Origin of the sequence: Streptomyces pinistramenti, from assembly GCF_020564935.1 — a bacterium.
In the GTDB taxonomy this organism is placed as follows: Bacteria; Actinomycetota; Actinomycetes; order Streptomycetales; family Streptomycetaceae; genus Streptomyces; species Streptomyces pinistramenti.
Map to the genome: position 1 here is coordinate 1 of NZ_JAJCXB010000047.1, position 25886 is coordinate 25886.

The 25886-nt window shown below is 72.2% G+C and carries 25 protein-coding genes, 3 tRNA genes and 1 pseudogene; 19 read left to right on the forward strand and 10 right to left on the reverse strand.

The window, feature by feature from the left end:
* Both LIU39_RS26070 and LIU39_RS26075 read right to left on the reverse strand, forming a co-directional pair.
* Nucleotides 1-2672 (reverse strand): PAS domain-containing protein (locus tag LIU39_RS26070; RefSeq protein WP_227049349.1); only part of this gene is annotated, 2672 nt, incomplete at its 3' end.
* Nucleotides 2673-2910: 238 nt separating this feature from the next.
* Complete coding sequence (locus LIU39_RS26075; protein ID WP_227049350.1) at nucleotides 2911-3471, reverse strand: SSI family serine proteinase inhibitor; 561 nt, start codon at nucleotides 3469-3471, stop codon at nucleotides 2911-2913.
* 238 nt (nucleotides 3472-3709) lie between these two features.
* Between LIU39_RS26075 and LIU39_RS26080 the strand changes: the two genes are divergently transcribed.
* The 3 genes from LIU39_RS26080 to LIU39_RS26090 all read left to right on the forward strand — a co-directional run bounded on the left by LIU39_RS26080 (nucleotide 3710) and on the right by LIU39_RS26090 (nucleotide 5013).
* Nucleotides 3710-3800 (forward strand) — tRNA-Ser (locus LIU39_RS26080).
* A 340-nt stretch (nucleotides 3801-4140) separates the two neighbouring features.
* Nucleotides 4141-4806 carry an HD domain-containing protein gene (locus tag LIU39_RS26085; RefSeq protein ID WP_227049351.1) on the forward strand — a complete coding sequence of 222 codons (666 nt, stop codon included), beginning with the start codon at nucleotides 4141-4143 and terminating at the stop codon, nucleotides 4804-4806.
* 134 nt (nucleotides 4807-4940) lie between these two features.
* Nucleotides 4941-5013: transfer RNA gene (locus LIU39_RS26090), tRNA-Arg, on the forward strand.
* 101 nt (nucleotides 5014-5114) lie between these two features.
* Here the strand turns inward: LIU39_RS26090 and LIU39_RS26095 are convergent.
* Together LIU39_RS26095 and LIU39_RS26100 are read right to left on the reverse strand one after the other, a co-directional pair.
* Nucleotides 5115-5288, reverse strand: coding sequence for an integrase (locus LIU39_RS26095; RefSeq protein WP_227049352.1), 174 nt, complete (start codon nucleotides 5286-5288; stop codon nucleotides 5115-5117).
* Nucleotides 5285-5551, reverse strand: coding sequence for a hypothetical protein (locus tag LIU39_RS26100; RefSeq protein WP_227049353.1), 267 nt, complete (start codon nucleotides 5549-5551; stop codon nucleotides 5285-5287). Before LIU39_RS26100 ends, LIU39_RS26095 begins: the two co-directional genes overlap by 4 nt.
* A gap of 763 nt (nucleotides 5552-6314) precedes the next feature.
* On the opposite strand from LIU39_RS26100, the gene LIU39_RS26105 reads away from it, so the two are divergent.
* Together LIU39_RS26105 and LIU39_RS26110 are read left to right on the forward strand one after the other, a co-directional pair.
* Nucleotides 6315-7103 (forward strand): GntR family transcriptional regulator, encoded by a 789-nt coding sequence (locus tag LIU39_RS26105; protein WP_227049354.1) that lies wholly within the window; start codon nucleotides 6315-6317, stop codon nucleotides 7101-7103.
* A gap of 2 nt (nucleotides 7104-7105) precedes the next feature.
* Nucleotides 7106-7864, forward strand: coding sequence for a glycosyltransferase family 2 protein (locus LIU39_RS26110; protein ID WP_227049355.1), 759 nt, complete (start codon nucleotides 7106-7108; stop codon nucleotides 7862-7864).
* Nucleotides 7865-7893: 29 nt separating this feature from the next.
* On the opposite strand, the gene LIU39_RS26115 is transcribed toward LIU39_RS26110, so the two are convergent.
* Entirely contained in the window at nucleotides 7894-8844 is a 951-nt protein-coding gene (locus LIU39_RS26115) for an FkbM family methyltransferase (RefSeq protein WP_227049356.1), read from the reverse strand.
* A 199-nt stretch (nucleotides 8845-9043) separates the two neighbouring features.
* On the opposite strand from LIU39_RS26115, the gene LIU39_RS26120 reads away from it, so the two are divergent.
* Nucleotides 9044-9493 (forward strand): DoxX family protein, encoded by a 450-nt coding sequence (locus LIU39_RS26120; protein ID WP_227049357.1) that lies wholly within the window; start codon nucleotides 9044-9046, stop codon nucleotides 9491-9493.
* Here LIU39_RS26120 and LIU39_RS26125 read toward each other — a convergent pair.
* A complete protein-coding gene (locus LIU39_RS26125) occupies nucleotides 9490-9906 on the reverse strand; it encodes a hypothetical protein (protein ID WP_227049358.1) in 417 nt (138 codons plus the stop codon). The genes LIU39_RS26120 and LIU39_RS26125 overlap by 4 nt on opposite strands.
* 96 nt (nucleotides 9907-10002) lie before the next feature.
* Between LIU39_RS26125 and LIU39_RS26130 the strand changes: the two genes are divergently transcribed.
* The 3 genes from LIU39_RS26130 to LIU39_RS26140 all read left to right on the forward strand — a co-directional run bounded on the left by LIU39_RS26130 (nucleotide 10003) and on the right by LIU39_RS26140 (nucleotide 12238).
* Nucleotides 10003-10079 (forward strand) — tRNA-Met (locus LIU39_RS26130).
* Between the two features lie 193 nt (nucleotides 10080-10272).
* Entirely contained in the window at nucleotides 10273-11229 is a 957-nt protein-coding gene (locus LIU39_RS26135) for a DUF2797 domain-containing protein (RefSeq protein ID WP_372464043.1), read from the forward strand.
* Between the two features lie 118 nt (nucleotides 11230-11347).
* Complete coding sequence (locus tag LIU39_RS26140) at nucleotides 11348-12238, forward strand: amidohydrolase family protein (protein ID WP_227049359.1); 891 nt, start codon at nucleotides 11348-11350, stop codon at nucleotides 12236-12238.
* A 58-nt stretch (nucleotides 12239-12296) separates the two neighbouring features.
* Here the strand turns inward: LIU39_RS26140 and LIU39_RS26145 are convergent, their stop codons facing one another.
* Nucleotides 12297-12836: an NADPH-dependent FMN reductase gene (locus LIU39_RS26145; RefSeq protein WP_227049360.1), complete on the reverse strand. Its 540-nt coding sequence runs from the start codon at nucleotides 12834-12836 to the stop codon at nucleotides 12297-12299.
* Nucleotides 12837-13136: 300 nt separating this feature from the next.
* Here LIU39_RS26145 and LIU39_RS26150 point away from each other — a divergent pair, with 300 nt between their 5' ends.
* Genes LIU39_RS26150 through LIU39_RS26165 form a run of 4 tightly spaced genes read left to right on the forward strand, consistent with a single transcriptional unit; the run spans nucleotide 13137 to nucleotide 19010 of the window.
* A complete protein-coding gene (locus LIU39_RS26150; protein WP_372464044.1) occupies nucleotides 13137-13955 on the forward strand; it encodes a response regulator transcription factor in 819 nt (272 codons plus the stop codon).
* Nucleotides 13931-15616 carry a sensor histidine kinase gene (locus LIU39_RS26155; RefSeq protein ID WP_372464052.1) on the forward strand — a complete coding sequence of 562 codons (1686 nt, stop codon included), beginning with the start codon at nucleotides 13931-13933 and terminating at the stop codon, nucleotides 15614-15616. The genes LIU39_RS26150 and LIU39_RS26155 overlap by 25 nt, the downstream gene beginning before the upstream one ends.
* 26 nt (nucleotides 15617-15642) lie before the next feature.
* Complete coding sequence (locus LIU39_RS26160; protein WP_227049362.1) at nucleotides 15643-16929, forward strand: bifunctional glycosyltransferase family 2/GtrA family protein; 1287 nt, start codon at nucleotides 15643-15645, stop codon at nucleotides 16927-16929.
* Nucleotides 16929-19010, forward strand: coding sequence for an ArnT family glycosyltransferase (locus LIU39_RS26165; RefSeq protein ID WP_227049363.1), 2082 nt, complete (start codon nucleotides 16929-16931; stop codon nucleotides 19008-19010). Before LIU39_RS26160 ends, LIU39_RS26165 begins: the two co-directional genes overlap by 1 nt.
* 72 nt (nucleotides 19011-19082) lie before the next feature.
* On the opposite strand, the gene LIU39_RS26170 is transcribed toward LIU39_RS26165, so the two are convergent.
* Nucleotides 19083-19616, reverse strand: a complete 534-nt coding sequence (locus LIU39_RS26170) for a GNAT family N-acetyltransferase (RefSeq protein WP_227049405.1) — start codon at nucleotides 19614-19616, stop codon at nucleotides 19083-19085.
* A 29-nt stretch (nucleotides 19617-19645) separates the two neighbouring features.
* Nucleotides 19646-20443, reverse strand: a pseudogene (locus tag LIU39_RS26175) (NsdA family TPR-like regulatory protein); the annotation flags it as partial.
* A gap of 50 nt (nucleotides 20444-20493) precedes the next feature.
* On the opposite strand from LIU39_RS26175, the gene LIU39_RS26180 reads away from it, so the two are divergent.
* The 6 genes from LIU39_RS26180 to LIU39_RS26205 all read left to right on the forward strand — a co-directional run bounded on the left by LIU39_RS26180 (nucleotide 20494) and on the right by LIU39_RS26205 (nucleotide 24807).
* On the forward strand, nucleotides 20494-20751 hold the full coding sequence (locus LIU39_RS26180) for a hypothetical protein (RefSeq protein WP_227049365.1): 258 nt from the start codon (nucleotides 20494-20496) through the stop codon (nucleotides 20749-20751).
* Between the two features lie 335 nt (nucleotides 20752-21086).
* On the forward strand, nucleotides 21087-21332 hold the full coding sequence (locus tag LIU39_RS26185; protein WP_227049366.1) for a hypothetical protein: 246 nt from the start codon (nucleotides 21087-21089) through the stop codon (nucleotides 21330-21332).
* The gene (locus LIU39_RS26190) at nucleotides 21329-21604 is read left to right on the forward strand and encodes a DUF7848 domain-containing protein (protein WP_227049367.1); all 276 of its coding nucleotides are present in this window, start codon (nucleotides 21329-21331) and stop codon (nucleotides 21602-21604) included. The genes LIU39_RS26185 and LIU39_RS26190 overlap by 4 nt, the downstream gene beginning before the upstream one ends.
* Before the next feature lie 206 nt (nucleotides 21605-21810).
* A complete protein-coding gene (locus LIU39_RS26195; protein WP_227049368.1) occupies nucleotides 21811-22008 on the forward strand; it encodes a hypothetical protein in 198 nt (65 codons plus the stop codon).
* Nucleotides 22009-22373: 365 nt separating this feature from the next.
* Nucleotides 22374-23921 carry an MFS transporter gene (locus LIU39_RS26200; RefSeq protein ID WP_227049369.1) on the forward strand — a complete coding sequence of 516 codons (1548 nt, stop codon included), beginning with the start codon at nucleotides 22374-22376 and terminating at the stop codon, nucleotides 23919-23921.
* Nucleotides 23922-24036: 115 nt separating this feature from the next.
* A complete protein-coding gene (locus LIU39_RS26205) occupies nucleotides 24037-24807 on the forward strand; it encodes a TetR/AcrR family transcriptional regulator (protein ID WP_227049370.1) in 771 nt (256 codons plus the stop codon).
* A 75-nt stretch (nucleotides 24808-24882) separates the two neighbouring features.
* Here LIU39_RS26205 and LIU39_RS26210 read toward each other — a convergent pair whose 3' ends face one another.
* On the reverse strand, nucleotides 24883-25725 hold the full coding sequence (locus tag LIU39_RS26210) for a YceI family protein (RefSeq protein WP_227049371.1): 843 nt from the start codon (nucleotides 25723-25725) through the stop codon (nucleotides 24883-24885).
* Between the last annotated feature and the right edge of the window lie 161 nt (nucleotides 25726-25886).

Sequence of the window (25886 nt, forward strand, 5' to 3'; positions counted from 1 at the left end):
CCGGGCTGCGCTCCGGCCGCGCCCGCCGGTCCTTCGGCCACCGGGCGGCGGGCCCGGCGGCGGCCGGTGCCCTCGGACTGCTCGGGCGTCCGGCCGGGGAGCGCGGGCAGCGCAGGCAGCGCGGACGGTGCCTGGTCGGCCGCGGCGGGCGGCAGCGCGAAGGGGGAGCGGGCGCCGCCGGCCGGCAGCGCCTCCGCGGGTGCCAACTCGCCCGGCCCGCGCTGTCCTTGCTGCCGCTGCTGTTCCTGTTGTGCCTGCTGCCGCGGGTGCGCCGACGACGGTCCGCTGCCGGTGCGCTCGCCCGGTACGGCGCGCTCGGGCGCCTCGGCCAGCGCGCGACGGGCCCGTCGGCCACCGGCCTGCTGCTGCGCCAGGCCCTGCGGCCCGCCCTGACCAGGAGCCTGGGGATGACCCTGACCCGGCACCTGGGGGCGCCCCTGAGACGGTGTCTGCGCTCCCCGTGACGGCTGTGGTGTCTGCGACGGCCGGGATGCCTGCTGCGGGAACCCGGCCGGGGTGAGATGCGCGGGCCCTGAACCGTCACCGCCGGGCTGCGCGCCACCTTCGGGCGCCGCCTGGCGCGCCCGCCTGCGCCCGCTCGCCGGCACGGCCTCGGCGCCCGCCGTGCCCGCCGGCCGCCCCGCCCCGTCCGTCCCGGAACCGGCCGTCGCGTCACCACGCCCGTCGCCGCCCTGGGACACCCCGGAGCCGTCCGTGCCGGGCCCCTGCCCCGGGCCCGAGTGCCGGGCACGCCGACGGCCGGTCGGCGACGCGCCGTCCGCACCTTCCGCACCACCGGCCGCACCGCTGCCCGAGCCCGCGCCACCACCGTTCGTGCCACCGCCCGCCGGACCACGCCCTCCCGGACGCCCACCGCCGGCAGGCCCACCGCCTCCGGACCCACCGGGCCCAGCACCCCCGCCCGGACCGCCCGTACCGTCCGGCCCCTCCGCACCGCCCGGCTTTTCCGGACCGCCCGAACCCTCGGCGCCACCCCTGCCCGCACCACCGGCACCATCCGCGCTTCCGGCCTGCTGGGTGCCGCGTGCCCGCGCCACGGGAGACGGCATCACCGTCGTCTCGTTCCCGGTCGCCTCGCGCGCCCGCTCCGCCTCCGACGGCACCGTGCCGTCCGGCGACACCGGCAGCTCCAGCACGTACGCGCTGCCGCCCGCGCCGGGCCCGCCCGGCACCTTGTGCGTCTGCATCAGCCCGCCGTGCTGCCGCACGATGCCGCGCACGAGGGGCTCATGGACCGGATCGCCGCCGCCGTACGGCCCGCGCACCTCGATCCGTACGACCGCACCGCGCTTCGCCGCCGCGACCACGATCGTGGAATCCCCCGCCGGTCCCCTACGGGCTCCAGCGGCCTGCCCCGCAGGGGTGCCCGCGCCGCCACCGCCCTCAGCGGTCGGCATCCGGCCCGTCGAGTCCACCCCCGCCACATCGGCGATCAGATGCGACAGCGCCTGCGCCACCCGCTCGGCGTCGACCGTGGCCTCGATCGGCGGCGCATGCACGGCGAACTGCGCGCGCCCCGGCCCGATCAGCTCGATCGCGCCCTCCACACCGGCCGCCACGACCGTGTCGAGCGAGACCTTCGTCCGCTTCAGCCGCTCCGCACCGGCGTCCAGCCGCTGATAGCTCAGGACGTTGTCCACCAGCGTCGTCATCCGGGAGTGCCCGGCCGCGAGATGGTGCAGGATCTGGTTGGCCTCGGGCCACAGCTGGCCCGCCGGATCGGACGCCAGCGTGTTCAGCTCGCCGGTCAGTTCCTCCAGCGGCCCGCGCAGCGACTGCTCCAGGACCGCGAGCAACTGCGCGTGCCGGGCGGCCAGCGCGTCGTACGGGCGGCGGTCGGTGAACGTCATCACCGCGCCGACGAGCTGATCGCCGTCCCGCACCGGAGCCGTCGTCAGATCGACGGACACCGAACGCCCGTCCTTCGCCCACAGCGCCTGCCCGCGCACCCGGTGCTTGCGTCCCGACCTGAGCGTGTCCGCGAGCGGCGTCTCCTCCCACGGCAACGGCGAACCGTCCGCCCGCGAGTGATGCATCAGCGGATGCAGCTCCTGCCCGCCCAGCTCGCTCGCCCGGTAGCCGAGGATCTGCGCGGCCGACGGGTTGACCAGGACGACCTTGCCCTCCGAGTCGACCCCCACCACACCCTCGGCGGCGGCCCGCAGAATCATCTCCGTCTGCCGCTGCTGACGCGCCAGCTCGGTCTCGGTGTCCAGCGTCCCCGTCAGATCCCGCACCACCAGCATCAGCAGCTCGTCACCGGTGTACCCGGTGCGGTGATCGGCGTACGCGGCCTCGAAGGCCGATTCGTACGGGGTCCTGCCGTCCTCCAGGTTGGCGCTGGTCACCTCGACCAGCAGCTCGGTCCCGTCGGTACGCCGCGCCACCATCCGCGTCGGCTTCGTCCGCCCGCCCTCGGACTCCTCGTCCCGGCGCCGCATGGAGCCCGGGATGCGCTTGGAGTCGAACGAGGGGAGCAGATCGAGGAGTCCGCGCCCCACCAGGCCGGTACCGGGCGCCTCGAAGGTCTCCAGCGCGATGGTGTTGGCGTTGACGACGGTGCCGTTGCAGTTGACGAGCAACAGGGCGTCAGGGAGGGCGTCAAGTATGGCTGCGAGGCGAGCAGCGCCTCGGGATGGCCTGCTGCTCACGACGACGCTTCCTCCCTGGGACCACCCCCGCACTCGCGGGGCCGACCTCCCTGTTACGCACCTTGCCGACCCGTCGGGGCGGATCGCTGGAAGGGAGTCTACGGGCAGTTGCCCGGGACGCGGAGGCGGATGACGAGGAGGTAGCGCCACGGCCCTGTGCGACTCGCCGCACGCCCGACATGTGCCCCGCGTCCTGACCTGCCCTCCCACTCCGGCACGAACCGGGTCGGGCAACTCGTTACGAACCGGTCTTCGGGAGCAGTGGCTCGAAGCGGTCCCAGCGGGCGATCTCACACCCGTCGGTGCGCCGGAAGTCGGCGTTCACCGGTCGCCCCGCCCAGGTTCCGGTGATCCGCGCGGTGGCCGCGCCGCCGTACATCATCGTGCACTTCGCGTTCTGCGGGACCGGCGCGAAGGCGTCCTTGCCCCACCGCGTCATCCGGTCGAGCCGGTCGCAGGCGTCCGCGGCCTGGAAATGATTTCCCCCGTCGGGGTGGCAGTACAGCTCGAAGGTGCCATCCGTCCGCTCCGAACCGGAACCGCTGACGGTCACGGTGAGGTGATCCGTGGGGCCCTGGAGACCCGGGGTGCCCCAGAGGCGGCGGTGCCCCGTGCGGTCGAGGACGCCGGTGGTGTCGGTGGCGTCGGCGGGACCGGTGGGGTTCGGCCCGGTGGCGTTGCGCGGACCGGAGACCGGGAGCGGGATCGGCGCGGCCGATGCGGCAGGCGCGAGCACGGCGAGCGCGGACACGGCGGCGGTGGCGGCAGCGGTGAGGAGGGACATCGGGCGGTGCGGCATCACAGCTCCAGTGGACGGACCGATGACGGGTACGCGACACGTACGCGCCGGGTACGCACGGCGGAATACCGGCACGACCCGACACTCTTAACGCGCCGCCGACCCCGACGTTTCGCTGCAGGAACGTCTTTGCCGGAGGGCCTGCCTGCCGAGTACCGTAGGGGGCGATTGGTGACAGCCCGCAGAGCTGTGCCATCATCTGGACACGCCACAGCGCGCAGACGCGCGTGAGGTGTGTGGAGGCGTCGCCTAGTCCGGTCTATGGCGCCGCACTGCTAATGCGGTTTGGGGCTTACCCCCCATCGAGGGTTCAAATCCCTCCGCCTCCGCTCCTCTTGTTCGGGCCCCGTTCCTCCTGGAACGGGGCCCGGATGCGTTTCGGGGCCTGGTGATTCCGGGGGGCCTGGGGTTCCTGGGGCTTCCGGGGATCTTCCGGGGGCTTGGGGGTGTCCGCCGTCCTGGTCCCGGGGCGCGTCAGCCGCCCCCTGGGAGCGTCCCGCCGTCCCGGAGCGCCACCGTCCCACCCGGGAGCCGCACGCCGCAGAAGCAGCGAGCCGCTATCCGTACAGCGCCCCGCCCCGCCTCCCCATCCCTCCTGCCACCCGGACCTTTGAGCCATCCGTCCGCCGTGGACTGGGCACCCGCCGTCCCGCGGGCCACGCTGGACTCATGACGAACGCCACCCCGGGCCCCACCGCCCCCCTCCGTATCGCCGGCATCCCCGTCCCCGACAGCAAGCTGGCCCAGGAGGCCACCGAGCTGGTCCGCGACGTCACCGACGAGCTGATCTACCACCACTCCCACCGCGTCTACCTCTTCGGCGCCCGGCACGGCATCCAGCACGGCCTGGAATTCGACGCCGAGCTGGTCTACGTCGGCGCGCTCTTCCACGACCTCGGCCTGACGGAGAAGTTCCGCACCTCACAGCAGCGCTTCGAGATCGACGGCGCCGACGAGGCCCGCGCCTTCCTCGCCGCCCGCGGCATCCCCGAAGACCGCACCCGCCTGGTCTGGGAAGGCATCGCCCTGCACACCACGCCGGAGATCCCGCACCACATGGCCCCGGAGATCGCCCTCGTCACCGCCGGTGTCGAACTCGACGTCCTGGGCATCGGCTACGACACCCTCCCGCCGCAGACCCGCGAGGCGATCGTCGCCGCCCATCCCCGCCCCGACTTCAAGCGCCGCATCCTGCACGCCTTCCACGCCGGCCTCGCCCACCGTCCCCAGACCACGTTCGGCAATGTGAAGGCCGACGTCCTGGACCGCTTCGAAGAGGGCTACACCCGCCCGAATTTCGTCCGGATCATCGAGGACTCCCCCTGGGAGCAGTAACCCCCAAGACTCGACCACAAGGGCGTTTGTGCAGGTCAGAGGCGGTGTGGGCAATGGATTTCGCCTCACGGCGCGGTTCATGTAATGTTGTTCCCGCAACGCCGACCGGCAAGAAAAACCGCCGGGAAAGCCAAGCGCTCGTAGCTTAACGGATAGAGCATCTGACTACGGATCAGAAGGTTGCAGGTTCGAATCCTGCCGAGCGCACAGCAGGCCGGAGGCCCCGTCGAGAAATCGACGGGGCCTCCGGTGTTTCTCTCGACGGCAGTGATTGACGGCAACCGCCTCGGAGGGTGGGGCGCGGGGGATCAGATGGCAGCCGGGAGACCGGCCGCTCCGTCGTCATCGTCCGGCGGGTTGCCGTCACGCCTCAGCGCGTCCCCGACGCGGTCGAACGCGGAACGCTGGGAGTCGAGCCGTACGAAGGCGTAGACGTCCATGGTCAGGCGAATCGGGCCGTGGCCCAGGACTTCCATGATCATGCGGGCATCGGCGTCCTGTTCGTGGAGCAGGGACGCGCAGGTGTGACGCAGAGGTGAAAGCGGACCTTGCGGACCCCGGCGCGGGTGCACAGCACATCGAAGGGCCGGTTCAGGTGGTGCGGCTCGATGGGCGTCCCGTTCTTCGTGGTGAAGACCAGCCCGTTTCCCGTCCCCTTCCAGCCGTCGTCCGCAGCCTTCTCGTCGGCGATGTGCTGGGCGCGCTGGGCACGGAGCGCCGTCACACGCTCGGACGGCAGCGTCACGCGACGGGTGGAGCGCTGCGTCTTCGGCGCGACGATCAGTCCGTGCCGGCTGCGCCGACCACAGTCGCGTTGCGCAGTTCGCGGTAAGGAGTCGACGGGCATTCTCTCCGGTAACCCGGCATCGGCCGCCCCGGACCCAACTGGACAACCAAATCGGATCCCGGGCCGGCCAGTTCGGTCGACCACGAGACGGCATAAGGCGCCAAGGACGGCTTACGCACCGGGCACTCAGACACTTCCGAACTCCTGGCCATCGACATGCCCGTGCCTCTCGTCCCGCCCCTCAGGAAGCCACCCTTCCGCAGGCAGGCCCTCCAGCGCCGACCGCAACAGCCCCACACGTCAAGCAAGTTGAAGCAGTCGCTGCGATCCCGCGCGGACCGGAACGCCAGAGCCCTCGCCGCCTCCACCTCACCGGCCGTGAACCTCGGACCACCGGCAGAAAATCCACCGGCACATTCGGATTCAGCACCGCGTTCAAACGCGTCCGCGGTATCACCCCGCGCATCCACCGAACCGGCCCACCCTCCGCGCGGACGCCCAGCGACCAGCAAGAAGCTGCGTCACATTTCTCCCGCAGGTCACGGGCATGATGCGCGACCGGAGAGCAAAGGTCCTCCGGACATCGGCGAATTCCAGGGGGCCTTTGGCGTATGCGGCTGTGGGCGGCGCGGAACCGGGGGCGGCTTTTCGGGCGATGCCGGCAACTCCTCTTGAGGACTTATGCTGGGTTCGTCCGGAGAGCAGGGGCGGTGAGCGCTGCGTGGCCAAGAAGTACGAGCGGATTGCCGGGGCGTTGCGGCAGGCCCTTCGGGCGGGCCGGCTGGAGCCGGGGGAGCGGTTGCCGGCGGAGACGGCTCTTGCGCGGCAGTACGGGACCAGCGTGCCGACGATGCGTGACGCGCTGGCAGAGCTGCTTGCCGAAGGGCTCATCGACAAGCGGCACGGCGTCGGCAACTTCGTTCGCGAGCCCCGGCGGCGGGTGGAGTGTTCCAACGCGCGTCATCAGCGGGAAAAGGACTGCGCGCGCCCGGTGGAGACCGAGCGTCAGCGGGCCGGGTCCAGGGAGCGTGACACCGGGCTGACCGTCTCCGATGTCGCCTTCAGCGCCGAGTACCGGGAGGCGGAGGCCGAGGGGGATCTGGCGGCCGTGTTCTCCGTGCCCGTCGGCACCAAGGTGCTCCGGCGGAGCTATCGCACCTTCGCCCGCGACGGCGAGGCACCGTTCAGCCTCATCACGTCGTACCTCGTGCACGGCGTGGCCGCGCCCAACCCGGATCTCCTGGACGAGACCAAGGAGCCCTGGCCGGGCGGCACGCAGAACCAGCTGTTCACCGTGGGCATCGAGCTGGACCGCGTTGTCGAGCGGGTGACGGCCCGGCCTCCCACATCGGAGGAGGCCGAGGAGCTCGGCCTCCGGAAGGGCGTCTCCGTGATGCAACTCCGCAAGATTTCGATCGGCACCACCGGGCGGACCGTGGAGGTCGCCGACGTGGTGCTGCCCGGCGACCGCGCCGAGCTCGTCTTCACGACCCCGCTGGACAGGTGGTGACCGTGACGCACCTGATCTCGGTGATCACGGCCGTCCACCCGCCGTCCGCCCGCTACCTCGCCGACGCCTACGCGTCGCTCCTGGAGCAGGAGTTGCCGGCCGGCTGGGACTGGCAGTGGGTCGTCCAGGAGGACGGCGAGACGGAGAGCGTCGCTCCGTATGTTCCGGACGATCCCCGGATCAGCTTCGGGCAGGGGCGGCAGGGCCGCGCGGCGATGGCCCGCACGCTCGCGCTCTCCCGCGCCGATGGCGAGTTCGTCAAGGTCCTCGACGCCGACGACATGCTCGCGCCCGGCGCCCTCGCCCGCGACCTCAAGGCCCTCACGGACGACCCCTCGCTCGGCTGGGCCACGTGCCGGGTGCTGGACCACCTGCCCGACGGCACCACCGTCGGCTTCGACCAGGACCCGCCCCAGGGGCCGCTCGACCGCGGCACCGTCCTCCGGTACTGGCAGGAGAACAACTACCGTGCCCAGGTCCATCCGGCGACCCTGTTCGTGCGCCGCGACCTGCTGCTCGCGCTCGGCGGCTGGATGGCGCTGCCGGCCTCCGAGGACACCGGCCTCCTCCTGGCGCTCGGCGCGGTGAGCCGCGGCTGGTTCTCGGCGGACACCGGCCTGCTCTACCGGAAGTGGCCCGGCCAGGTCACGAGCCAGCCCGCGCACGCCGACGAGGCCGAGCGGAAGGCCCGTTTCGCGGTGGTGGAGGCGCGGGCGCGGACGCTGGCGTCCATGGGCGGGTGGCGGTTCGGCGGGGTGTAGCGGGGGCGTGCGCCGCGGCTGCTGTCTGCTCAGCCGGTGCCATCGGCGGGCGCCCGGGAAAAGATGAGCTCGCTCTCGTCGGCGGCGTCGCTGATCGGCTTCTGCCAGGGAGCGACCGCGATCACCGGAGGCGCTTGGCGGGCGGATGCCGGGTAGCCGCCGGCTGCGTACGCGTTGGGCAGCCGGTGGGCGCGGAAGCCGTGGCACGCCAGGGTCTCCAGCAGTTCTTCGGCGGAGTCGCCCAGTTCGGCCATCCGCCGCGGGGTGACCTCGATGGCCAGTTCCGCGTCCGGGCGCAGCGTGTGCAGCATCGGGGCCAGGCCGCGCAGGACGGAGCCCTCGGCGCCCTCCACATCGATCTTGATCACTCTCGCTCGGGCTATCTCCTCTTCCGTGACGACCGTGGGCAGAGGGCGAGCGACCGCGTCGAAGGTCGATTCCGCCGTTCCGTCGTACGGCACGATGCTGTTCGCGCCCAGGTTCCGCGAGCTGGCGAGGATGAACGTGACCGTCTTCTCGCGGTCGGACACGGCCGCGTTCACGGCGCGTATGTTGTGGCAGCCGTTGATACGGGCATGGGTGCGCAGCCGCGTGTGAAAAGCCGGCGATGCTTCGATGGACACGACGCCGCCGCTGGGTCCGACGAGTTTCGATGCCAGCACGCTGTAGTAGCCGATGTTGGCTCCGACGTCGATGAACACGTCGCCGGGCTTGAGGCGTTGCTCCAGCCAGTGCGTCAGGTGCGGTTCCCAGATGCCGAATGCGTAGAGGTAGCGCTGGATCAGATCCTGGGTGTCGGTGAGGAACGTCGCGCCGAAGAGGGTGCGGGACCGTCGCAGCCGGGGGTGGTCGCGGAGGCCGGTGTTGAGGAAGTGCTCGACGACGGCGGCCTTGCCGGTGGTGCCGGGGGCATGGCGGACGTACCAGCGGGCGAGGTCGAGGGCGATCTCGCGGGCGGCGGCGGATACGTCGGGGGACACGGCAGCTCCTGAGGTCGGACCGATGACGCCGTCTCCAGCCTACGGACGGGGTGTGACAGGACGGACGGATCTGCCGGTGCTGCGGTCCCTCGCGGCCGGGTGCGCCGGGTACGGCATCTTGCGGGCTCGCTCTCTTTGCGCTGAACTGACGGATCGTCAGGTAAGGAAGCTGGGCAACCCGCAGGAGGTCGTGCACGCCATGCAGACGATCTGGCTCGACGGTGCCGAATGGCTCGCCGTACTCCGCATCGGCCTCGGCCTGTGGTGGCTGGAGAGCTGGCGCCACAAGGACAAGAAGGAATGGTTCACCGGCGGTGGCGTGAACTGGGCCGTCGGTATTGCCGAAAAGCATCGATGGCCGGTGGTGAGCCGGGGATTCGCGGCGGTCGTCAAGCCGCGGCCGAAGGCGATGGCGTACGTCGTCGCCTATGCCGAACTGGCCCTCGGCCTCGGCCTGATAGCCGGATTCCTGACCCCCGTCGCCCTGGTGGCAGGGCTGCTGCTCAACCTGCTCTATTTCGTCCTGATGATCCACGACTGGGCGGAGCAGGGACAGAACCTGATGATGGGGCTCATCTCGGCGGTGGCGCTGTTCGGGGTGAGCTGGCAGAGCTGGTCGGTGGATGGGGGGCTGGGGTTGTTCACCTAGGGGATGTGGCGGGGGTCACGCAGGGGTTGGCGGGGCGGGGTGACGACGACCTGGTCCGGGTCCTCGTAGATGACGTGGCCGGGGGTGAGGGAGTGGAGGCGGTGGCAGGGGATGCGGTGGGCGCGGAGGACGGCGAGGTAGCCGTCGACGCGGGCGATCAGGTGGGGGGACGTCGACTTGAACCAGGAGGCGGCGCCGGGGTGCAGGTCGCGGTCGTAGACGTCGGGGTCGATGGTGGAGGGGTTCAGGAAGTTCGCGTCGTACCAGTCGTTGTGGGTGCGGCGGAAGTGTTCCTGGGCGGGGGTGAGCCGGCCTTCCTCGGCGAGGTTGTTGACGAGGGCGAAGACACCGGGGAAGTGGCCGTTGCGGTGGCGGGTCGCGGACTGGAAGCGGACGTAGTGGTGGGTCGGCACGGAGCCTCCTGCGGGTGGTGGGGCGGGGCGGGTGCGGGGTGCTGAGGACAAGGATTAGGCGTTGGGGATGAGTTCGCGTAGAGTCGTGTTTACCGACGCGGGGTGGAGCAGCTCGGTAGCTCGCTGGGCTCATAACCCAGAGGTCGCAGGTTCAAATCCTGTCCCCGCTACCAAGGCCGTAGGCCCGGGGGATTCGTCCACCGGGCCTACGGTTTTTTGTCGTGGAGCGGGGGATCGTGTTGCGGGGCCGGGGCCGGGTCTGCCGTGGGAGCAGGAGGGGCGTCCGTGGTGCGGCCCGGCGCTGCCGGTGCGGTGCGTAGTCGCAGGTCAGGGCGTTGCGTCGGTGGTCGGTCGTACGCTGGCGGGGTGTGGCGATGTACGGGACCGCGGTGGGCGGAAGGCGGCGGGCCGGCCGGGGGGTACGGGCAGCGGCTCGGGTGGTACTGCGCCGAGCGCGGTGCGCGGCGGACGAGTGCGCTGCCCACGGGCAAGGTGCTGGCGTTCGCCGCGACGGGGGAGCGGCGCTGCCTGGGGGTGTGGCGGGGCGGGCGGTGGATCGTCTGCCCGTACGCGGCGGTGATCGACGGCGCGGCGGCCAGGGATCAGTGCGCGGCATGTGCCCGGCTCGACCGGTCGCGGTCGGTGGCCGCCGACACCATGGCCGACGATCCGCGTCCGTACGGCCTCTACCTCGCGTACTTCGGGCCCGGACTGCTGAAGGTGGGCATCACGGCGGCGGCGCGCGGGCCGGCGCGGCTCGTGGAGCATGGGGCGGTGGCGTACGCGTGGTTGGGGCGGGGGCCCTTGATGGCGGCACGGCGGGCCGAGGCGCTGCTGGGGAGCGCGCTGGGGGTGCCCGACCGGTTTGCGAAGGCGGCGAAGCGGGCGGCCAGGGGAGCGCTGCCGCCGGTCGCGGAACGGCGGGCCGAGCTGGCCCGGCTGCACGCGCGGGCGCGGGAGCTGGACGGCTGGCCGGAGACGCTGACGCCGGTGGACTTCGCCTTCGGCGACCACTCCGGGGTGTTCGGGCTCGACCGGATTCCGCCGGGGGCAGGGGAGTTGGGCGCGATGACCGCGGGCGCGGAGATCGTGGGGGAGGTGCTGGCGGGGGTGGGCCCGGATGTGTATCTGCGGCTGCGGGTGCCGGGGGACATCGGCGGTGGGGAGGGCGGTGAGGCGGTGGCGGTGCTGGATGCCCGGTGGTTGTCCGGGTGGGTGCTGGCGCCTGCCGGGGGGCGCGTGACGACGGTTCCCGTACGGGAGGTGCCGTACGGGGAGGGGCGTGCGGAGGCGGATGGCGGGGGGCAGGAGGGGCTGTTCTGAGGTGGTGGGCGGGGCGGTCAGGGGCTTGGGGTGTGCGTGATGTGGGTGCGCGGCTCTTACCTGGGGTGTGTGCTCTCTGATAGGGGTGGGGCGGCGGGGCGGGTGCGGGGCGGAAGAGATGCGGGAGGCCGGTGTGGCGGAGGGTGACGAGCGGGTCGGTGCGTTCTGGCGGGAGCTGGGTCTGCCGGGACTGATCGATGTGCACACGCACTTCATGCCGGAGCGGGTGATGGCGAAGGTGCGGGCGTATTTCGACGCCGCCGGGCCGCTGCTGGGACGGGAGTGGCCGATCGCGTACCGCATGGAGGAGGACGAGCGGCTGGCCGTCCTGCGCGGCTTCGGCGTACGGGCGTTCACCTCGATGATCTATCCGCACAAGCCGGGGATGGCACGCTGGCTGAACGGCTGGGCGGCCGGTTTCGCGGCCCGCACGCCGGACTGCCTGCGGACGGCGACGTTCTTTCCCGAGGATGACGCGGCCGCGTACGTGGCGGCCGAACTCGACGGTGAGGTACGGGTGTTCAAGGCCCATGTGCAGGTCGGCGGCTATGATCCGGGCGATGCTCGGCTCGACGCGGTGTGGGGCGCCATCGCGGACGCCGGCATTCCGGTCGTCATCCACTGCGGGTCGGGGCCCATGCCGGGCAAGCACACCGGACCCGGGCCGATCGGCCGGCTGCTGGCCCGCCACCCCGGGCTGCGGCTGGTCATCGCGCACCTGGGGATGCCGGAGTACACCGACTTCCTGGACCTCGCCGAGCGCCATCCCGGCGTGCACCTCGACACGACGATGGCCTTCACCGACTTCGCGGAACACGACGCGCCCTTCCCGCGCGAGGCCCTGGGGCGTCTGCGGGACGTCGGTGACCGGGTGCTCTTCGGCAGCGACTTCCCGCACATCCCCTACGGGTACGCCCATGCCCTGGAGGCGCTGGAGCGGCTGGAGTTGGGGGACGACTGGCTGCGGGGGGTCTGTTACGGGAACGGGGCGCGGCTGTTCGGGATCTGAGGGGCGGGTGCGGGGCCGCCCGGGGAGAGCGGGCCTCGGGTCTCGGGGGGAGTGCGGGTCAGGTCGTGGCGCCTACCGCCGCTGCCAGGGCGGTGACGGCGGCGTGCAGGTCCTTCAGCGTCGCCTCGTCCGTGACGCGTTCCGTTGCGGGGTCGATCTTCGGGCCGATGGCGGGGATCTCGCGGCAGGCGGCCGTGACGACCTCGCCGGTCATCATGCGCAGCACCTCGCGCAGCTGGGTGTTGGCGTGGCCGCCGCCGGTGGGGAACGGCGACGCGGTGATCACGGCGACCGGCTTGTGCACGCATTCGCCGCTGCTGACCAGCCAGTCCAGGGCGTTCTTGAGGACGCCGGGCACACCGTGCGCGTACTCGGGGCTGACGACGAGCAGCGCGTCGGACGCCGCGACGGCGGTGCGGAGCGCGGCGACGGGAGCGGGCGGCGTGGCGTCCTCGCCGTCCAGGTCCGGGTTGAAGTGCGGCAGCGAGCCGATGTCCGCGGTGCCGGAAGGGCCGTCGAAGAAGTCGAGGGCGGAGCGCAGCACCGCGCCGTTCGACGACCGGGCCCGCAGGCTGCCGGAGAGGGCGAGGAGTCTCATGGGGCGACGGTACGGGGTGGTGGCGGGGGCGGTGGAGCGGGGCGGTGCGGAGGCGGACGGGGTGCCTGGCCGGGGCGCGGGAAGGGGCATCGTTGCAGGTCAGGGTGATTGTCAGTGGGGGCTGAGATGCTGACGGAGTGCTGGTCGGGCTGGACCGCGCGGGGGGCGGCCCAGCCCGGTTGCGCGTGACGGGGAGCGGGGGAAGCGGGGGCGTCGGGTGGCGTGACGGGAGGGGGATTCTCAGGAGATTCACAGATACCGGCAAGGGGGCTCTCACGGGGGCGGGTCACGCTCTGGCGCATGACCGTGACTTCATCGCTGTCCTCTGTTTCCCGGGTTCCTTCGGGTGCCCCGTCGTCCGGACCGGCCGCAGGCGCCGGGGGTGCGGCGAGAGCGGCCGGCAAGCAGCCGGAGCTGCTGCGGAACGACGGCGGCCCGGTGCGGGTGCTGGTCGTGGACGACGAGTCGTCGCTCGCCGATCTGCTGTCGCTGGCCCTGCGCTACGAGGGCTGGGACATCAGGTCGGAGGGGAACGGCGCGAGTGCGCTGCGCTGTGCCCGCAGTTGGCGACCGGACGCGGTGCTGCTCGATGTGATGCTGCCGGACATGGACGGGCTGACCGTCCTCTCCCGGCTGCGTCGTGAGCTTCCGGACGTACCGGTGCTGTTCCTGACCGCCAAGGACTCCGTGGAGGACCGGATCGCGGGGCTGACGGCGGGCGGGGACGACTACGTCACCAAGCCGTTCAGCCTGGAGGAAGTGGTCGCGCGGCTGCGGGGGCTGCTGCGCCGGGCGGGTGCCGCCGCCGCGCGCAGCGAGTCGCTGCTGACGGTGGGGGATCTGGTGCTGGACGAGGACAGTCACGAGGTGTCGCGGGCCGGTCAGGACATCCACCTGACGGCCACCGAGTTCGAACTGCTGCGGTACCTGATGCGTAACCCGCGCCGGGTGCTCAGCAAGACGCAGATCCTGGACCGGGTCTGGAGTTACGACTTCGGCGGCCAGGCCAACGTCGTCGAGCTGTACATCTCGTACCTGCGGCGCAAGATCGACGCCGGGCGCGAGCCGATGATCCACACCCGGCGGGGTGCGGGATACCTGATCAAGCCGGCGGGGTAGCGGGTCCGATGCCGCACGAGACCTCGTCGCCGCGGGTGCAGGGGACGGCCGGCGGGCCGGGGCGGGCCGCTGCGCAGGGCCGTGAGCCGGGCCATGACCCGGGTCGTGAGCCGCGACGGACCGGCGCCCCGCCGCGGTCCGGTGGGCGTGGTCCGGCGGTGCGGGGCAGGCGGCGCTGGTCGTTGCGGAACCGGCTCGTGGTGTCGGCGGTGGCGCTGATCGCGGTGGTCGGTGCGGTCATCGGGACGGTGACGACGCTCGCCCTGCACTCGTATCTGCAGCACCAGTTGGACGGGCAGCTGCGCGACGCGGTGGCGCGCGCGCAGGCGCCGCGGCCGCACGAGCCGCCGCACGCCGGGAGCCTGGACTTCGTCGCGCTGGGCAGCCAGCACTGGGGGACCGTCGGCGCCCGCGTCGGGCCGGACGGTTCGATACGGGACGGGGCGAAGAGCAACGAGTCCACCAGCAGGATCCCGTCCGAGCGGCTGGACGCGCTGTCCGGTGCGCAGGTCGCGGCGCTGAACACGGTGGAGCGGGACGGCCGGGCGCACACCACCGAGCTGCCGGGACTCGGCGACTTCCGGGTGGCGTCGGCGGATGACGGCTCGCTGATGCTGGGCCTGCCGATGGGCGACGTCGAGGACACCGTGGGCACCCTGGTGCTGGTCGAGGCGTGTGTGACGGGTGCGGGCCTGGTGGCTGCCGGGATCGCGGGGGTGGCCATGGTGGGGATAGCGCTGCGCCCGCTGCGCCGGGTCGCCGCCACCGCCACCCGGGTCTCCGAACTCCCGCTCCACCAGGGCGAGGTGGCGCTGCACGTCCGCGTTCCCGCGGGCGAGTCGGACACCCGTACCGAAGTGGGGCAGGTGGGCGCCGCGCTGAACCGGATGCTCGGGCACGTCGGCTCGGCGCTGTCGGCGCGGCAGGAGAGCGAGATGCGGGTGCGGCGGTTCGTCGCCGACGCCAGCCACGAGCTGCGCACCCCGCTCGCGTCGATCCGCGGCTACGCCGAGCTGACCCGGCGCGGCACCGAGCGCCCGGGGCCCGAGACCCGGCACGCGCTGGGCCGCATCGAGTCCGAGGCGGAGCGGATGACCGGTCTGGTGGAGGACCTGCTGCTGCTCGCCAGGCTCGACTCGGGGCGCCCGCTCTCGTGCGGGAGCACGGATCTGTCGCCGCTGGTCGTGGACGCGGTGAGCGATGCGCGGGCGGCGGGCCCCGGGCACCGGTGGCGGCTCGAACTGCCCGCCGAGCCCGCGCTGGTGCACGGCGACGGCGGGCGGCTGCACCAGGTGCTGGTCAACCTGCTGGCCAACGCCCGTACGCACACGCCCGACGGGACCGTCGTCACGGCGCGGGTGCGGGCCGCCGGCCGCGGCGGTGCCGTCCGCCTGGAGGTCGAGGACGACGGCCCCGGCATTCCCGCGGCGCTGCTGCCGGACGTCTTCGAACGGTTCGTGCGCGGCGACGCCTCCCGTTCGCGGGCGGCCGGCAGCACCGGTCTCGGCCTGGCCATCGTGCAGGCCGTGGTGACCGCGCACGGCGGCACGGTCGGCGTCGACAGCGTCCCGGGCCGTACGGTCTTCACCGTCACGCTGCCGCCCGCGCGGGGCGGGGCCTGCGACTCACAGCGGGGGCACAGGGTCAGCACACCGAGGTGACAGCGGGGTTGGCGAACGTCGTCGGTATGACGACGACTCAGCCGGCCCGCGTCCCCCTGGGATCCCTGCCGCCCCGTGCGCATCTGCGACTCGGTGAGATCACGACGGTGCTCGACGTCGTGATCCCGGTCCACAACGAGGAGACCGACCTCGAACCGTGCGTGCGGCGGCTGCACGAGCATCTGACCCGCACCTTCCCCTACGGGTTCACGATCACCATCGCCGACAACGCGAGCACCGACCGCACGCCGGATGTCGCGGCCCGGCTGGACGACGCGCTGGACGAGGTCACGGCCGTACGGCTTGAGCAGAAGGGGCGCGGGCGGGCGCTGCGTACCGTGTGGTCGCTGTCCGGGGCGCCGGTGCTCGCGTACATGGACGTCGATCTGTCCACCGACCTCAACGCGCTGCTGCCGCTGGTCGCGCCGCTGATCTCCGGGCATTCGGACCTGGCGATCGGCTCGCGCCTGACGCGCAGTTCGCGGGTGGTGCGCGGCCCGAAGCGGGAGTTCATCTCGCGGACGTACAACCTCATCCTGCGCGGTTCGCTGGCCGCCCGGTTCTCCGACGCGCAGTGCGGCTTCAAGGCGATCCGCGGTGACGTCGCCGAGCGGCTGCTGCCGATGGTCGAGGACACCGGCTGGTTCTTCGACACGGAGCTGCTGGTGCTGGCCGAACGGGCCGGGCTGCGGATCCACGAGGTGCCGGTGGACTGGGTGGACGACCCGGACAGCACGGTGCACCTCGTGCGGACCGCGGCCGACGACCTCAAGGGGGTCTGGCGGGTGGGGCGGGCGCTGGCCACCGGCGCCCTGCCGCTGGACCGGCTCGCCCGGCCCTTCGGGGACGATCCGCGGGACCGCGAGCTGCCGGGGGTGCCGGGCGGGCTGGCCCGCCAGCTCGTCGGCTTCTGTGCCGTCGGCGCGCTCAGCACGCTGCTCTACCTCGCCCTCTACTCCCTCTTCCGGATCGCCGAAGGTCCCCAACTCGCCAACGCAGCCGCCTTGTTGGTGTCGGCGATCGGCAACACCGCGGCCAACCGGCGGCTGACCTTCGGCGTACGCGGGCCGGGCCGGGCGGTCAGGCACCAGGCGCAGGGCCTGGTCGTCTTCGCCATCGGGCTCGCGCTGACCAGCGGTTCCCTCGCGGCGCTCGACGTTGCCGCGGGCAGCCCCTCGCACGGGACCGAACTCGCCGTCCTGGTGGCGGCCAACCTCGCGGCGACGGTGCTGCGCTTTCTGCTCTTCCGCGCCTGGGTCTTCCCCGACCGCGAGCGGCGCGACGGCCCGAACGACCTGACCAGGAGTGCCTGATGATCCCCCACCCGCAGACCGCGGCCGCCCCGCCCGTCACCCCGGTACGTCACGACGGCCTGCGCGGGCTGCCCGGCCGGATCGTGCGCGGACACCAGGACGATCCCGGCTGGGCCAGGCCCGCGCTGCCGGCCCTGCTGGCCGTCACCGCCGTGCTCCTCCTCTGGGACCTGTCGGCGTCCGGCTACGCCAACCAGTTCTACTCGGCGGCCGTCCAGGCGGGCAGCGAGAGCTGGAAGGCGTTCTTCTTCGGCTCGTCGGACGCGGCGAACTCCATCACCGTCGACAAGCCACCGGCCGCCCTGTGGCCGATGGCGCTGTCCGTACGGCTCTTCGGGCTCAGCTCCTGGGCGGTGCTGGTGCCCGAGGCGCTGATGGGGGTCGCGACGGTCGGGGTGCTGTACGCGGCGGTGCGGCGCAGGTTCGGCGCGGGCGCCGGGCTGCTGGCCGGTGCGGTGCTGGCGCTGACGCCGGTCGCCGCCCTGATGTTCCGCTTCAACAACCCCGACGCACTGCTGTGTCTGCTGATGACCTGCGCCATCGCCTGCGTCCTGCGGGCCTTGGAGGACGGGCGGACGCGGTGGCTGCTGCTGGCCGGGCTCTGCTTCGGGTTCGGCTTCCTCACCAAGACGCTCCAGGCGTGGCTGATCCTGCCACCGCTCGCCGCGGTGTACCTGTGCTGCGGTCCGGTGGCGGTGCGCCGCCGGATCGGGCAGGTGCTGCTCGCCGGGCTCGCGATCGTGCTGTCGGGCGGCTGGTGGGTGGCGGCCGTCGAGCTGTGGCCTGCGTCCTCGCGGCCGTACATCGGCGGCTCGCAGACCAACAGCTTCCTGGAGCTGACCTTCGGCTACAACGGCTTCGGCCGGATCACGGGGAACGAGACCGGCAGCGTCGGCGGTGGCGGCGGCCGGCGCGGCGGCGGTGGCTGGGGCGAGACCGGCATCACCCGGCTGTTCTCGTCGGACATGGGCGGGCAGATCTCCTGGCTGCTGCCCGCCGCGCTGATCCTGCTGGCCGCCGCGGTGCTGGTGCTGTGGCGGGCCAGGCGGGCGACGGCGGCCCAAGAGGCGGCCCAGCGCGCGGAGTTCCTGGCCTGGGGCGGGGCGCTGCTGATGACGTTCGTGACGTTCAGCTTCATGTCCGGGATCTTCCACCAGTACTACAACATCGCGCTGGCGCCCTACATCGCGGCGCTGACCGGCATGGGGGCGACGCTGCTGTGGCGGCGCGGCGGGCGGACGGCTTCGCTGGTCCTGGCGGTGGCCGTGGCGGCGACCACGGGCTGGTCGTACGTGCTGCTGGAGCGTTCGCCGGACTGGCTGCCCTGGCTGCGCTGGACGGTGCTCGCCGTCGGCCTCGTCGCGGCGGTCGGTCTGCTGCTGCCCGCACGGGCGGGCCGCCGGGCCGCGGTCGTGGCGGCGGGTCTCGGGGTGGCGACGGCGCTGGCGGGGCCGCTCGCGTACACGCTCGACACCGTCACCACCGCGCACGGTGGCTCGATCATCACGGCCGGGCCCTCGGTCCAGGGCGGCGGCGGGTTCCCCGGGGGACGGCACCAAGGCATGGGCGGGCGGCCCGGCATGAAGGGTGCGAAGGGCGCACCGGGGGCGGCGCAGCCCTCGGGCGGCGGCCAGGGCGCGGGGCCCGGCTTCCCCGGCGGTCCCGGCGGCTTCACCGGGCACGGCCGCGGCCACCGGGGCGCGGGCGGCGGCATGGGCGGACTGCTCGGCGGCAGCAAGGTGGCCGCCAAGGCCGGGGAACTGGTGACGAAGGACGCCGGCCGCTACACCTGGGCCGCGGCGGCGATCGGCTCGCAGAACGCCGCGAGCTACCAACTGGCCACCGAGCGTCCTGTGATGGCGGTCGGCGGCTTCAACGGCAGCGACCCGTCACCGACCCTCGCCCAGTTCAAGAAGCTGGTGGCGGACGGCAGGATCCACTACTTCATCGCGGGCGGACACGGTGGCCCCGGCGGCGGCCGGGGTACCGCGTCGCAGATCTCCTCCTGGGTGGAGAAGTCCTTCACGAAGGTCACGGCGGGCGGCGCCACCTTCTACGACCTGACGGCTCCGGCGGGCTGACCTGTCGGTTCCTCCCCGTGACGGGCGGCGGGCCGGAGGTGAGTCGTAGTGGCGCGCCCCCGCTCGTCCGTCCTACGTCTCAGCCCGGCGCAGGTCGAGGAGCATGACGTCATGAAGGGCAGCGCCTTCCCACGGGCGAGCCTCGCCCACCTTGCGGTACCCCCACGCCCGGTAGGCAGCCTGCGCCGCGTTGCTGTCCGGGTGGACATTGAGCAGCACGCGCTCGGTCTCGGTGCCGCCGAGCACCGCCTCGTGCAGTCGGCGCGCGACGCCCTGTCTGCGCCACGGCCCTCGTACGGCAAGCTCCATGAGACCGAACGTCCGGTGCCCGTCCTCGCGACGCATGTCATCGGGCACGGGTTGGGTGAGTTGATCCCACCAGCCCGTGTGGGGCCCGAGCGGGTAGCCGTGCGCCATGCCGAGCGGCGCGCCGTCCTCCGCGCGGGCGAGGGCGGCGCGGAAGGTGCGTTTGCGGGTCTGTGAGCGGAAGCGCCGGAAGGCGGCGGCGACGTCGTCTTCGGTTTCGCTATCGGGCGGCTCGGCGAACGCCTCGGCGTAGACCAGCCTGAACGCGTCCTCGGCCTGCGCTGCGGCCGGTCCGGTCATGCGCTCCACGGTGATGTTTCCCTGCTGCCTCACGTGGTGCTCCCTCGAACGGTTTCGATCATGCGCTCGCCGCACTCACGGGCCGCTGGACTGTCGACTCGGGCAGCGGCCCGCCGGAACTCCCGGATCTTGCTCAGCAACCGCGGCGATGAGATGCCACCGCACGCGTCGAGAACGGCGTCCATCTCCGCGCACGCCTCGTCGACCTCCCCGGCGCCGAGGAGTACACCCGCGAACTTCACACGGTACGAGGCGCTGTTGCGGGCGAGTTCGCCACCGATGCCGCGCACGGCTGCACGCAGGAACGGCACGGCGCGTTGGGGCTGCTCGGCACGCACGTACATGTCTGCCGTGGCGTAGTCGATCTCGAACGGGCCGGCGAACTGAGCCCAGTTGGGGACTTCCGGGTCCGTGTCCGTGCGCCCCTGATGGCTGACCGCACGGCTCAGGGCTCGGCGTGCCCCGGACAGGTCTCCCTTGTGCGTGGCGACGTTGGCGTCGCGCAGCGCGATCACCAGATGCACGGTATGCCCGGCGCCTGCGCGGGTGGCAAGCCGGTAGGCGTTCTCGACTGCACTCGTGGCTTCCCACGCGCGCCCTGCCTTGATCGCGAGGAGTACAAGGGTTTCCAGTACGGAGACCTGCAGAAGGGGGTTGTCGACAAGCTGCGCAGCCGCGAGAGCTTCCATACAGGCGGCGCGGCCCGCGTCGATATGTCCACCGTCGTAGCCGTACCAAGCGCGGTGTCCGTGCAGCTCGGCGAGCATCGTCTGTAGCTCGCGGCCGACGCGACTCGTGTACGAGGCCGCTCCGAGTGCGCCGGTGACTCGTCCTCGATCCGGCGCGCCTGCGTCATGGCCGGCAGGCTGCCCGCCGTGTGATCCGTCCGGTAGAGGCCATCCAACCGCGCGCGCAGCAGATTGATGTCTGCCGTGCCGATGCGCGGTCCCGCGGAAACCATGGCCGCCGCGGCGAGCGCGCCGGTGTCGGCGACGAACGTCCTCCTCTTCATCTCGCCGGCGTCGCCGACGGGCACTGCGACCGTCAAGCGGTGATGGGGGACCTCGAACCCCATCTCGGCGAGTGGCAGGCCGAACATCGCTTCAAGTACGGCCTGTTGGCTCGGGTGCGGTAACGGCGGGGGCGACTCGCTTTCCCATCGCCGTAGTTGGCGAACGCTCACCGACGCGTCGATGCCGAGGAGCGCGGCCTCGCGGGCGAACGCCTCGACGAAGGTCACCTGCGTATAGCCCGCCGCCTTGCGCAGCCGTGCTGGCTCGCCGCCGTCTCTCCCCGCCATTCACTTCCCCTCACGTGGGCGGATGGTCCCCCTCACCGTAGTGACGTGGCCCGTGCCGCGTCCGCGGAAACGTCCGCCTGAACGTCCGGTTGCGGACGGCCCGTGAATCCCGTCGAGGCGGTGCACTGGTGGGGCACAAGTTCAGATGAGGACGCCGGAGAGGAGTCGCCGTGTCCGATCGGTCGACGGCAGACGAGACGATCAGCGAAGCCCAACAGGTACACGACGAGCTGAGCGCCGCACTCGAACGCGCCGGGATCGTGCTGCCGTCGCTGGGCATCGATCCGGTGTGGCTGAGTGGCACGCCGCCCCGTGTGCTGATCGAGTTGGGGCGCTGCAATGTGGAGACGGCACTCGCGCTTGCCGCCGCTCTCAAGCCCCACGGGAGCGCGCGCGGGCAGGGGGCGAGGGCATGACCCGGCGCGTGTTCCCTTACGTGCCGTTCACCATCGAGCAGGACGAGACGGCAACGCCCACCTACGAAGCCGAATGCATCTCGGGCGACGTAATCGAGTGCGGTGAGGACTCAGGACCGCACCACGACCCGGAACCGGTCGAAGAGTGGATGCGCAAGCACACCCAAGACACCGGCCACGCTCGTTACCTCCGCATCTTCTCCGACTGCGCGGTCATACAGCCTCCGGCGGAGCGGGGCGAACTGCTGAGGGTGAACAAGGCCACGGCATGACATTTCCCCTGGCCGTCGAGCGTCCGGGGCGTGGGGCGTGGCCGTTGCCCGCGCAGACGGGCGACGGTAACGCGTGGACGACGGGCGCCTGTTGGCTGTACTGCCGACGTGAGAGCGTGCGGGTGCTGCGGGTTGGCTCCGTCACCGCCCCCGGTGCGACGGGTGATGTGTTCGTGTGCGGACCGTGCATCAGAGAGCTTGACCGCATGGTGCGCGGCCAGTTGCACGACCGGGACGCGCCCGCCGACCGCACGCAGTCCGCTGCCCCGCCGGAAGCGGGAACGACGCCCCGCAGCCCTACCGGCCGGGAAGACGCGATGACCAAGACATGTGAGCACCAGCGGACCGAGAAGCGCGACGGCAAGACGTACTGCCGGGGCTGTAAGCGGCAGCTCTACCTGTGAAGATTCCGCCCCTGCTGGGGATGACCTGTTGACGGTTCTTCCACATCGCGTGTCCGCGCAGGGCGACCCGTGGCACGCGGTGTCCGCGAGCAAGCCGGCGACGCAGACGGAGACCAGCAAGGGCGACGGGCAGGCGCCGGGCTCCGGCAGCGGAACGAGCTGTACTGACATGGGAACCATCCAGGGGCGGCCCCCGCCGCCCGTCGCTCCGTAGGCGCAGGGAAATGGGTTGTACGCCGCACACCCCGCCCTTGTACGGTGTACAGCGCTTCGTCCCCGCTCCGGGGTGCCGCCCTCGTCCCGCCCGGTCCGGCGTGGACGGCAGGGCCCGACGGCGCCCCCGCTCACCCGTACAGGGAGCCCGTATGCCACCCGTGGCCACCGCTGCCACCCCTCTTGGCTCGCCCGACAGATCCGCGACCCGCTGGCTGGTGCTCGGGGTCATCTGCCTCGCCCAGCTCACGGTCGTCCTCGACAACACCGTCCTGAACGTCGCCATCCCCTCGCTCACCGAGAATCTGGGCGCGACCACCGCCGACGTCCAGTGGATGATCAACGCCTACTCGCTGGTCCAGTCGGGACTGCTGCTCACCGCGGGCAACTCCGCGGACCGCTACGGCCGCAAGAAGATGCTCGCCACCGGCCTGCTGCTGTTCGGTGCCGCCTCGCTCGGCGCCACCCTCGCCCAGTCGCCGGGACAGCTGATCGCCGCCCGCGCCGGGATGGGCGTCGGCGGCGCGCTGCTGGTCACCACGACGCTCGCCGTCGTCATGCAGATATTCGACGACGCGGAGCGCCCGAAGGCGATCGGCATCTGGAGCTCGGTCAACTCCCTCGGCTTCGCCGCAGGACCGCTGATCGGCGGCGCGTTGCTCGACCACTTCTGGTGGGGCTCGCTGTTCCTGGTCAACCTGCCGGTCGCGGTGTTCGCGCTGGTCGCGGTCCTCGCGCTGGTGCCGGAGTCGAAGAACCCCAGCGGTGAGAAGCCCGACCCGCTCGGCGCGCTGCTGTCCATGATCGGCATGGTCGGGGTGGTCTTCGCGATCATCTCGGGCCCGGTCGACGGCTGGCTCTCCGGCCGGGTGCTGCTCTCCGCCGCCGTCGGACTCGTCGGCCTGGCGCTGTTCGCGCTCTGGGAGCTGCACACCCCGCACCCGATGCTGGACATGCACTTCTTCCGCAACCGCCGCTTCATCGGCGCCGTATCGGGCGGCATCCTCGTCGCGTTCGGCATGGGCGGCTCGATGTTCCTGCTCACCCAGCATCTCCAACTGGTGCTCGGCTACGGTCCGTTGGAGGCCGGTGTCCGGATGGCGCCGCTGGCCGTCACTGTCGTCCTGGTCAACTTCACCGGCCTGAGCGCCAGGCTGGGTACCAGGATCGGCACCCCGGGCATGATCGTCTCCGGAATGTCGCTGCTGGCCGCCGGGCTCGTCCTCATCGCCACCCTCGGCGGCGACGGCTACGGCGGGATGCTGGCCGGCCTGATCGTGATGGGTATCGGCGTCGCCCTGGCCATGCCGACCATGGCCAACGCCATCATGTCCGCGATACCGCCCGCCAAGGCCGGTGTCGGCGCCGGCGTCAACGGCACCCTGATGGAATTCGGGCAGGGCCTCGGTGTCGCCGTGCTCGGCGCGGTCCTCAACTCCCGCTTCGTGGCACTGCTCCCGGTGGTCGCCGCGGGCGCGGGCTCGCTGCCCGCGGCGCTCGGCCTGGCCCGTACGGACGCCGACCGCACCGCCGTGCACGACGCGTTCGCGGCCGGCATCGGCACCAGCCAACTGGTGGGCGCGGCCGCCGTGTTCCTCGGCGGCCTGACCGCCGCCGTACTGCTGCGCCGGGCCGAGCGCGCCGCGGCCGACGACGGGATGCCGACGGTGGCGCAACAGGCCGCCGCCCCGGCCGAATAGCATCGACGGTGCGCGTCCACGGGCGCGCACCGCAGGCGGCGTACCGGTACCGGCCGGGAACGGAAGGGCCGGTGCGCCGCCTCCGTACCACCGGTTCAGCGAGAGGGAGGGCGCCATGGCAGCGACGGACGGCCGCGGCGGGAAACGGCCGAAGAGCGTCTGGCTGACCGAACGCCCCCCGCTCAAGCGGAAGGCGGACCAGCCGGCCGGGCTCGACCTCGACAAGATCGTCGGGGCGACGGTGCGGCTGCTGGACGCCGAGGGCCTGGCCAAGTTCTCCATGCGCAGACTCGCCGCCGAACTGGGCGTCACCGCGATGTCCGTCTACTGGTACGTCGACACCAAGGACGACCTCCTGGAGCTGGCCGTCGACGCGGTGGCGGGCGAGATGCGGCTGCCGGACGAGTCCGACGCCGCCGCCGACTGGCGCGACCAGCTGCGGGTGCTCGCCCGCGCCTACCGCGACATGCTGCTGCTGCACCCCTGGGCGGCCCGGCTGCTCGGCGAATTCCTCAACATCGGCCCGCACTCGACGGCCTTCTCCAACGCCACCCTGCGCGTGATGGGACGCAGCGGCCTCGACCCGGAGCGGGCCTCCGGCGCGCTGGCCGCCGTCTTCCACTTCGTCTACGGCTTCGCCACCATCCGCGCGCTGCACGAGGACCGCTGCCGGGCCGCAGGCATCAGCCTGGACGACTACTTCGCGCAGGTCGTCGCGGCTATCGCGGTCCGCCCCGAGCACGCCGAGACGATGGCGCTGTCCCAGCGGGCCGCCCAGGCCCAACAGGGCCACAGCGCCGTGGAGATGCTGAAGCGCGAATTCACCTTCGCCCTCGATCTCCAGATCGCGGGCATCGAAACGATGCGGGACCGGGCCGGAAGCTGAGCACCCCTGGAGGTGCCCGGCCCCGGCCCGGTCCCGTATCTGTCGGCCGCCGCGGTGCGGCCGGTGCCCGTGGTGTCAGCCCGTCGGCAGCGAGTCGCCCTGCACCGCCTGGATGTCGAGCTGGACCCGCAGCGTCGTGCCGATCGCCGCGATGCCGGCCGCGACGACCTGGTTGTAGTTCATCTTGAAGTCCTCGCGGCGCAGCTCGGCGGTGGCGCTGAAGGCCGCGCGGGTGCCGCCCCACGGGTCGGGCCCGGTGCCGAGGTAGCTGAGGCTGAGGTCGACCGGCCGTACGACGCCGTGCAGCGCCAGCTCGCCGTGCACCGTCCAGCGGTCGGGACCGGCCGGATCGAGTCCCGTGCTGCGGTAGGTGATGTCCGGGTACGCCTCCACGTTCAGGAAGTCGTCGGACCGCAGATGGCCGTCCCGCATGCCGTTGCCGGTGTCGATCGACGTGGCCTTGATGACCGCTTCGACGCCGGACTTCTCCAGGTCCTCGGCTATCTCGATCCGGCCGCTGAACTCGGTGAACCTGCCGTGCACGCTGGTGATGCCCAGGTGCTGGGCGGTCGCGGCCACCGTCGAGTGCATCGGGTCGATCGTCCAGGCACCGGGCGGCGGCAGCTCCGCGCCGCCCTGCCGCGCCAGCACCACGTTCCCGATGTCCATCCGGCCGCTGGCCGTGACGATCGAGCTGGAGGCGACCGGCGCGTAGCCGACCGCCGTCACGATGACCGTGTAAGGACCCGGCGTCAGCGGCTGTGCGTTGCGGATGACGCCGTCCTCGTCGGCCGATTCGCGCAGCACCTGCGCGCCCGTCATGTCGGTGACGGTCAGTACGGCGTGCTGGACCGCCCAGCCGTCCCGTGTGCGGACCTGCGCCCGTACTCCCGCAGCTCCCGCGCCCGTCGAAGTCATTCCCACTCCCGATTCTTGCCTGGTACATGGCGGGCTCCGGCGGCGGCCTGCAGGCCGTCCCCAGCCTGTGCGCAGTGCCGCCGCCGGAGCCCTGGGGTCCGGTCCCGGGCGCGTCTCCGCTCAAAGGCGCGCCCCGGTCCGGGGTTTGGTTACCCGGGTGG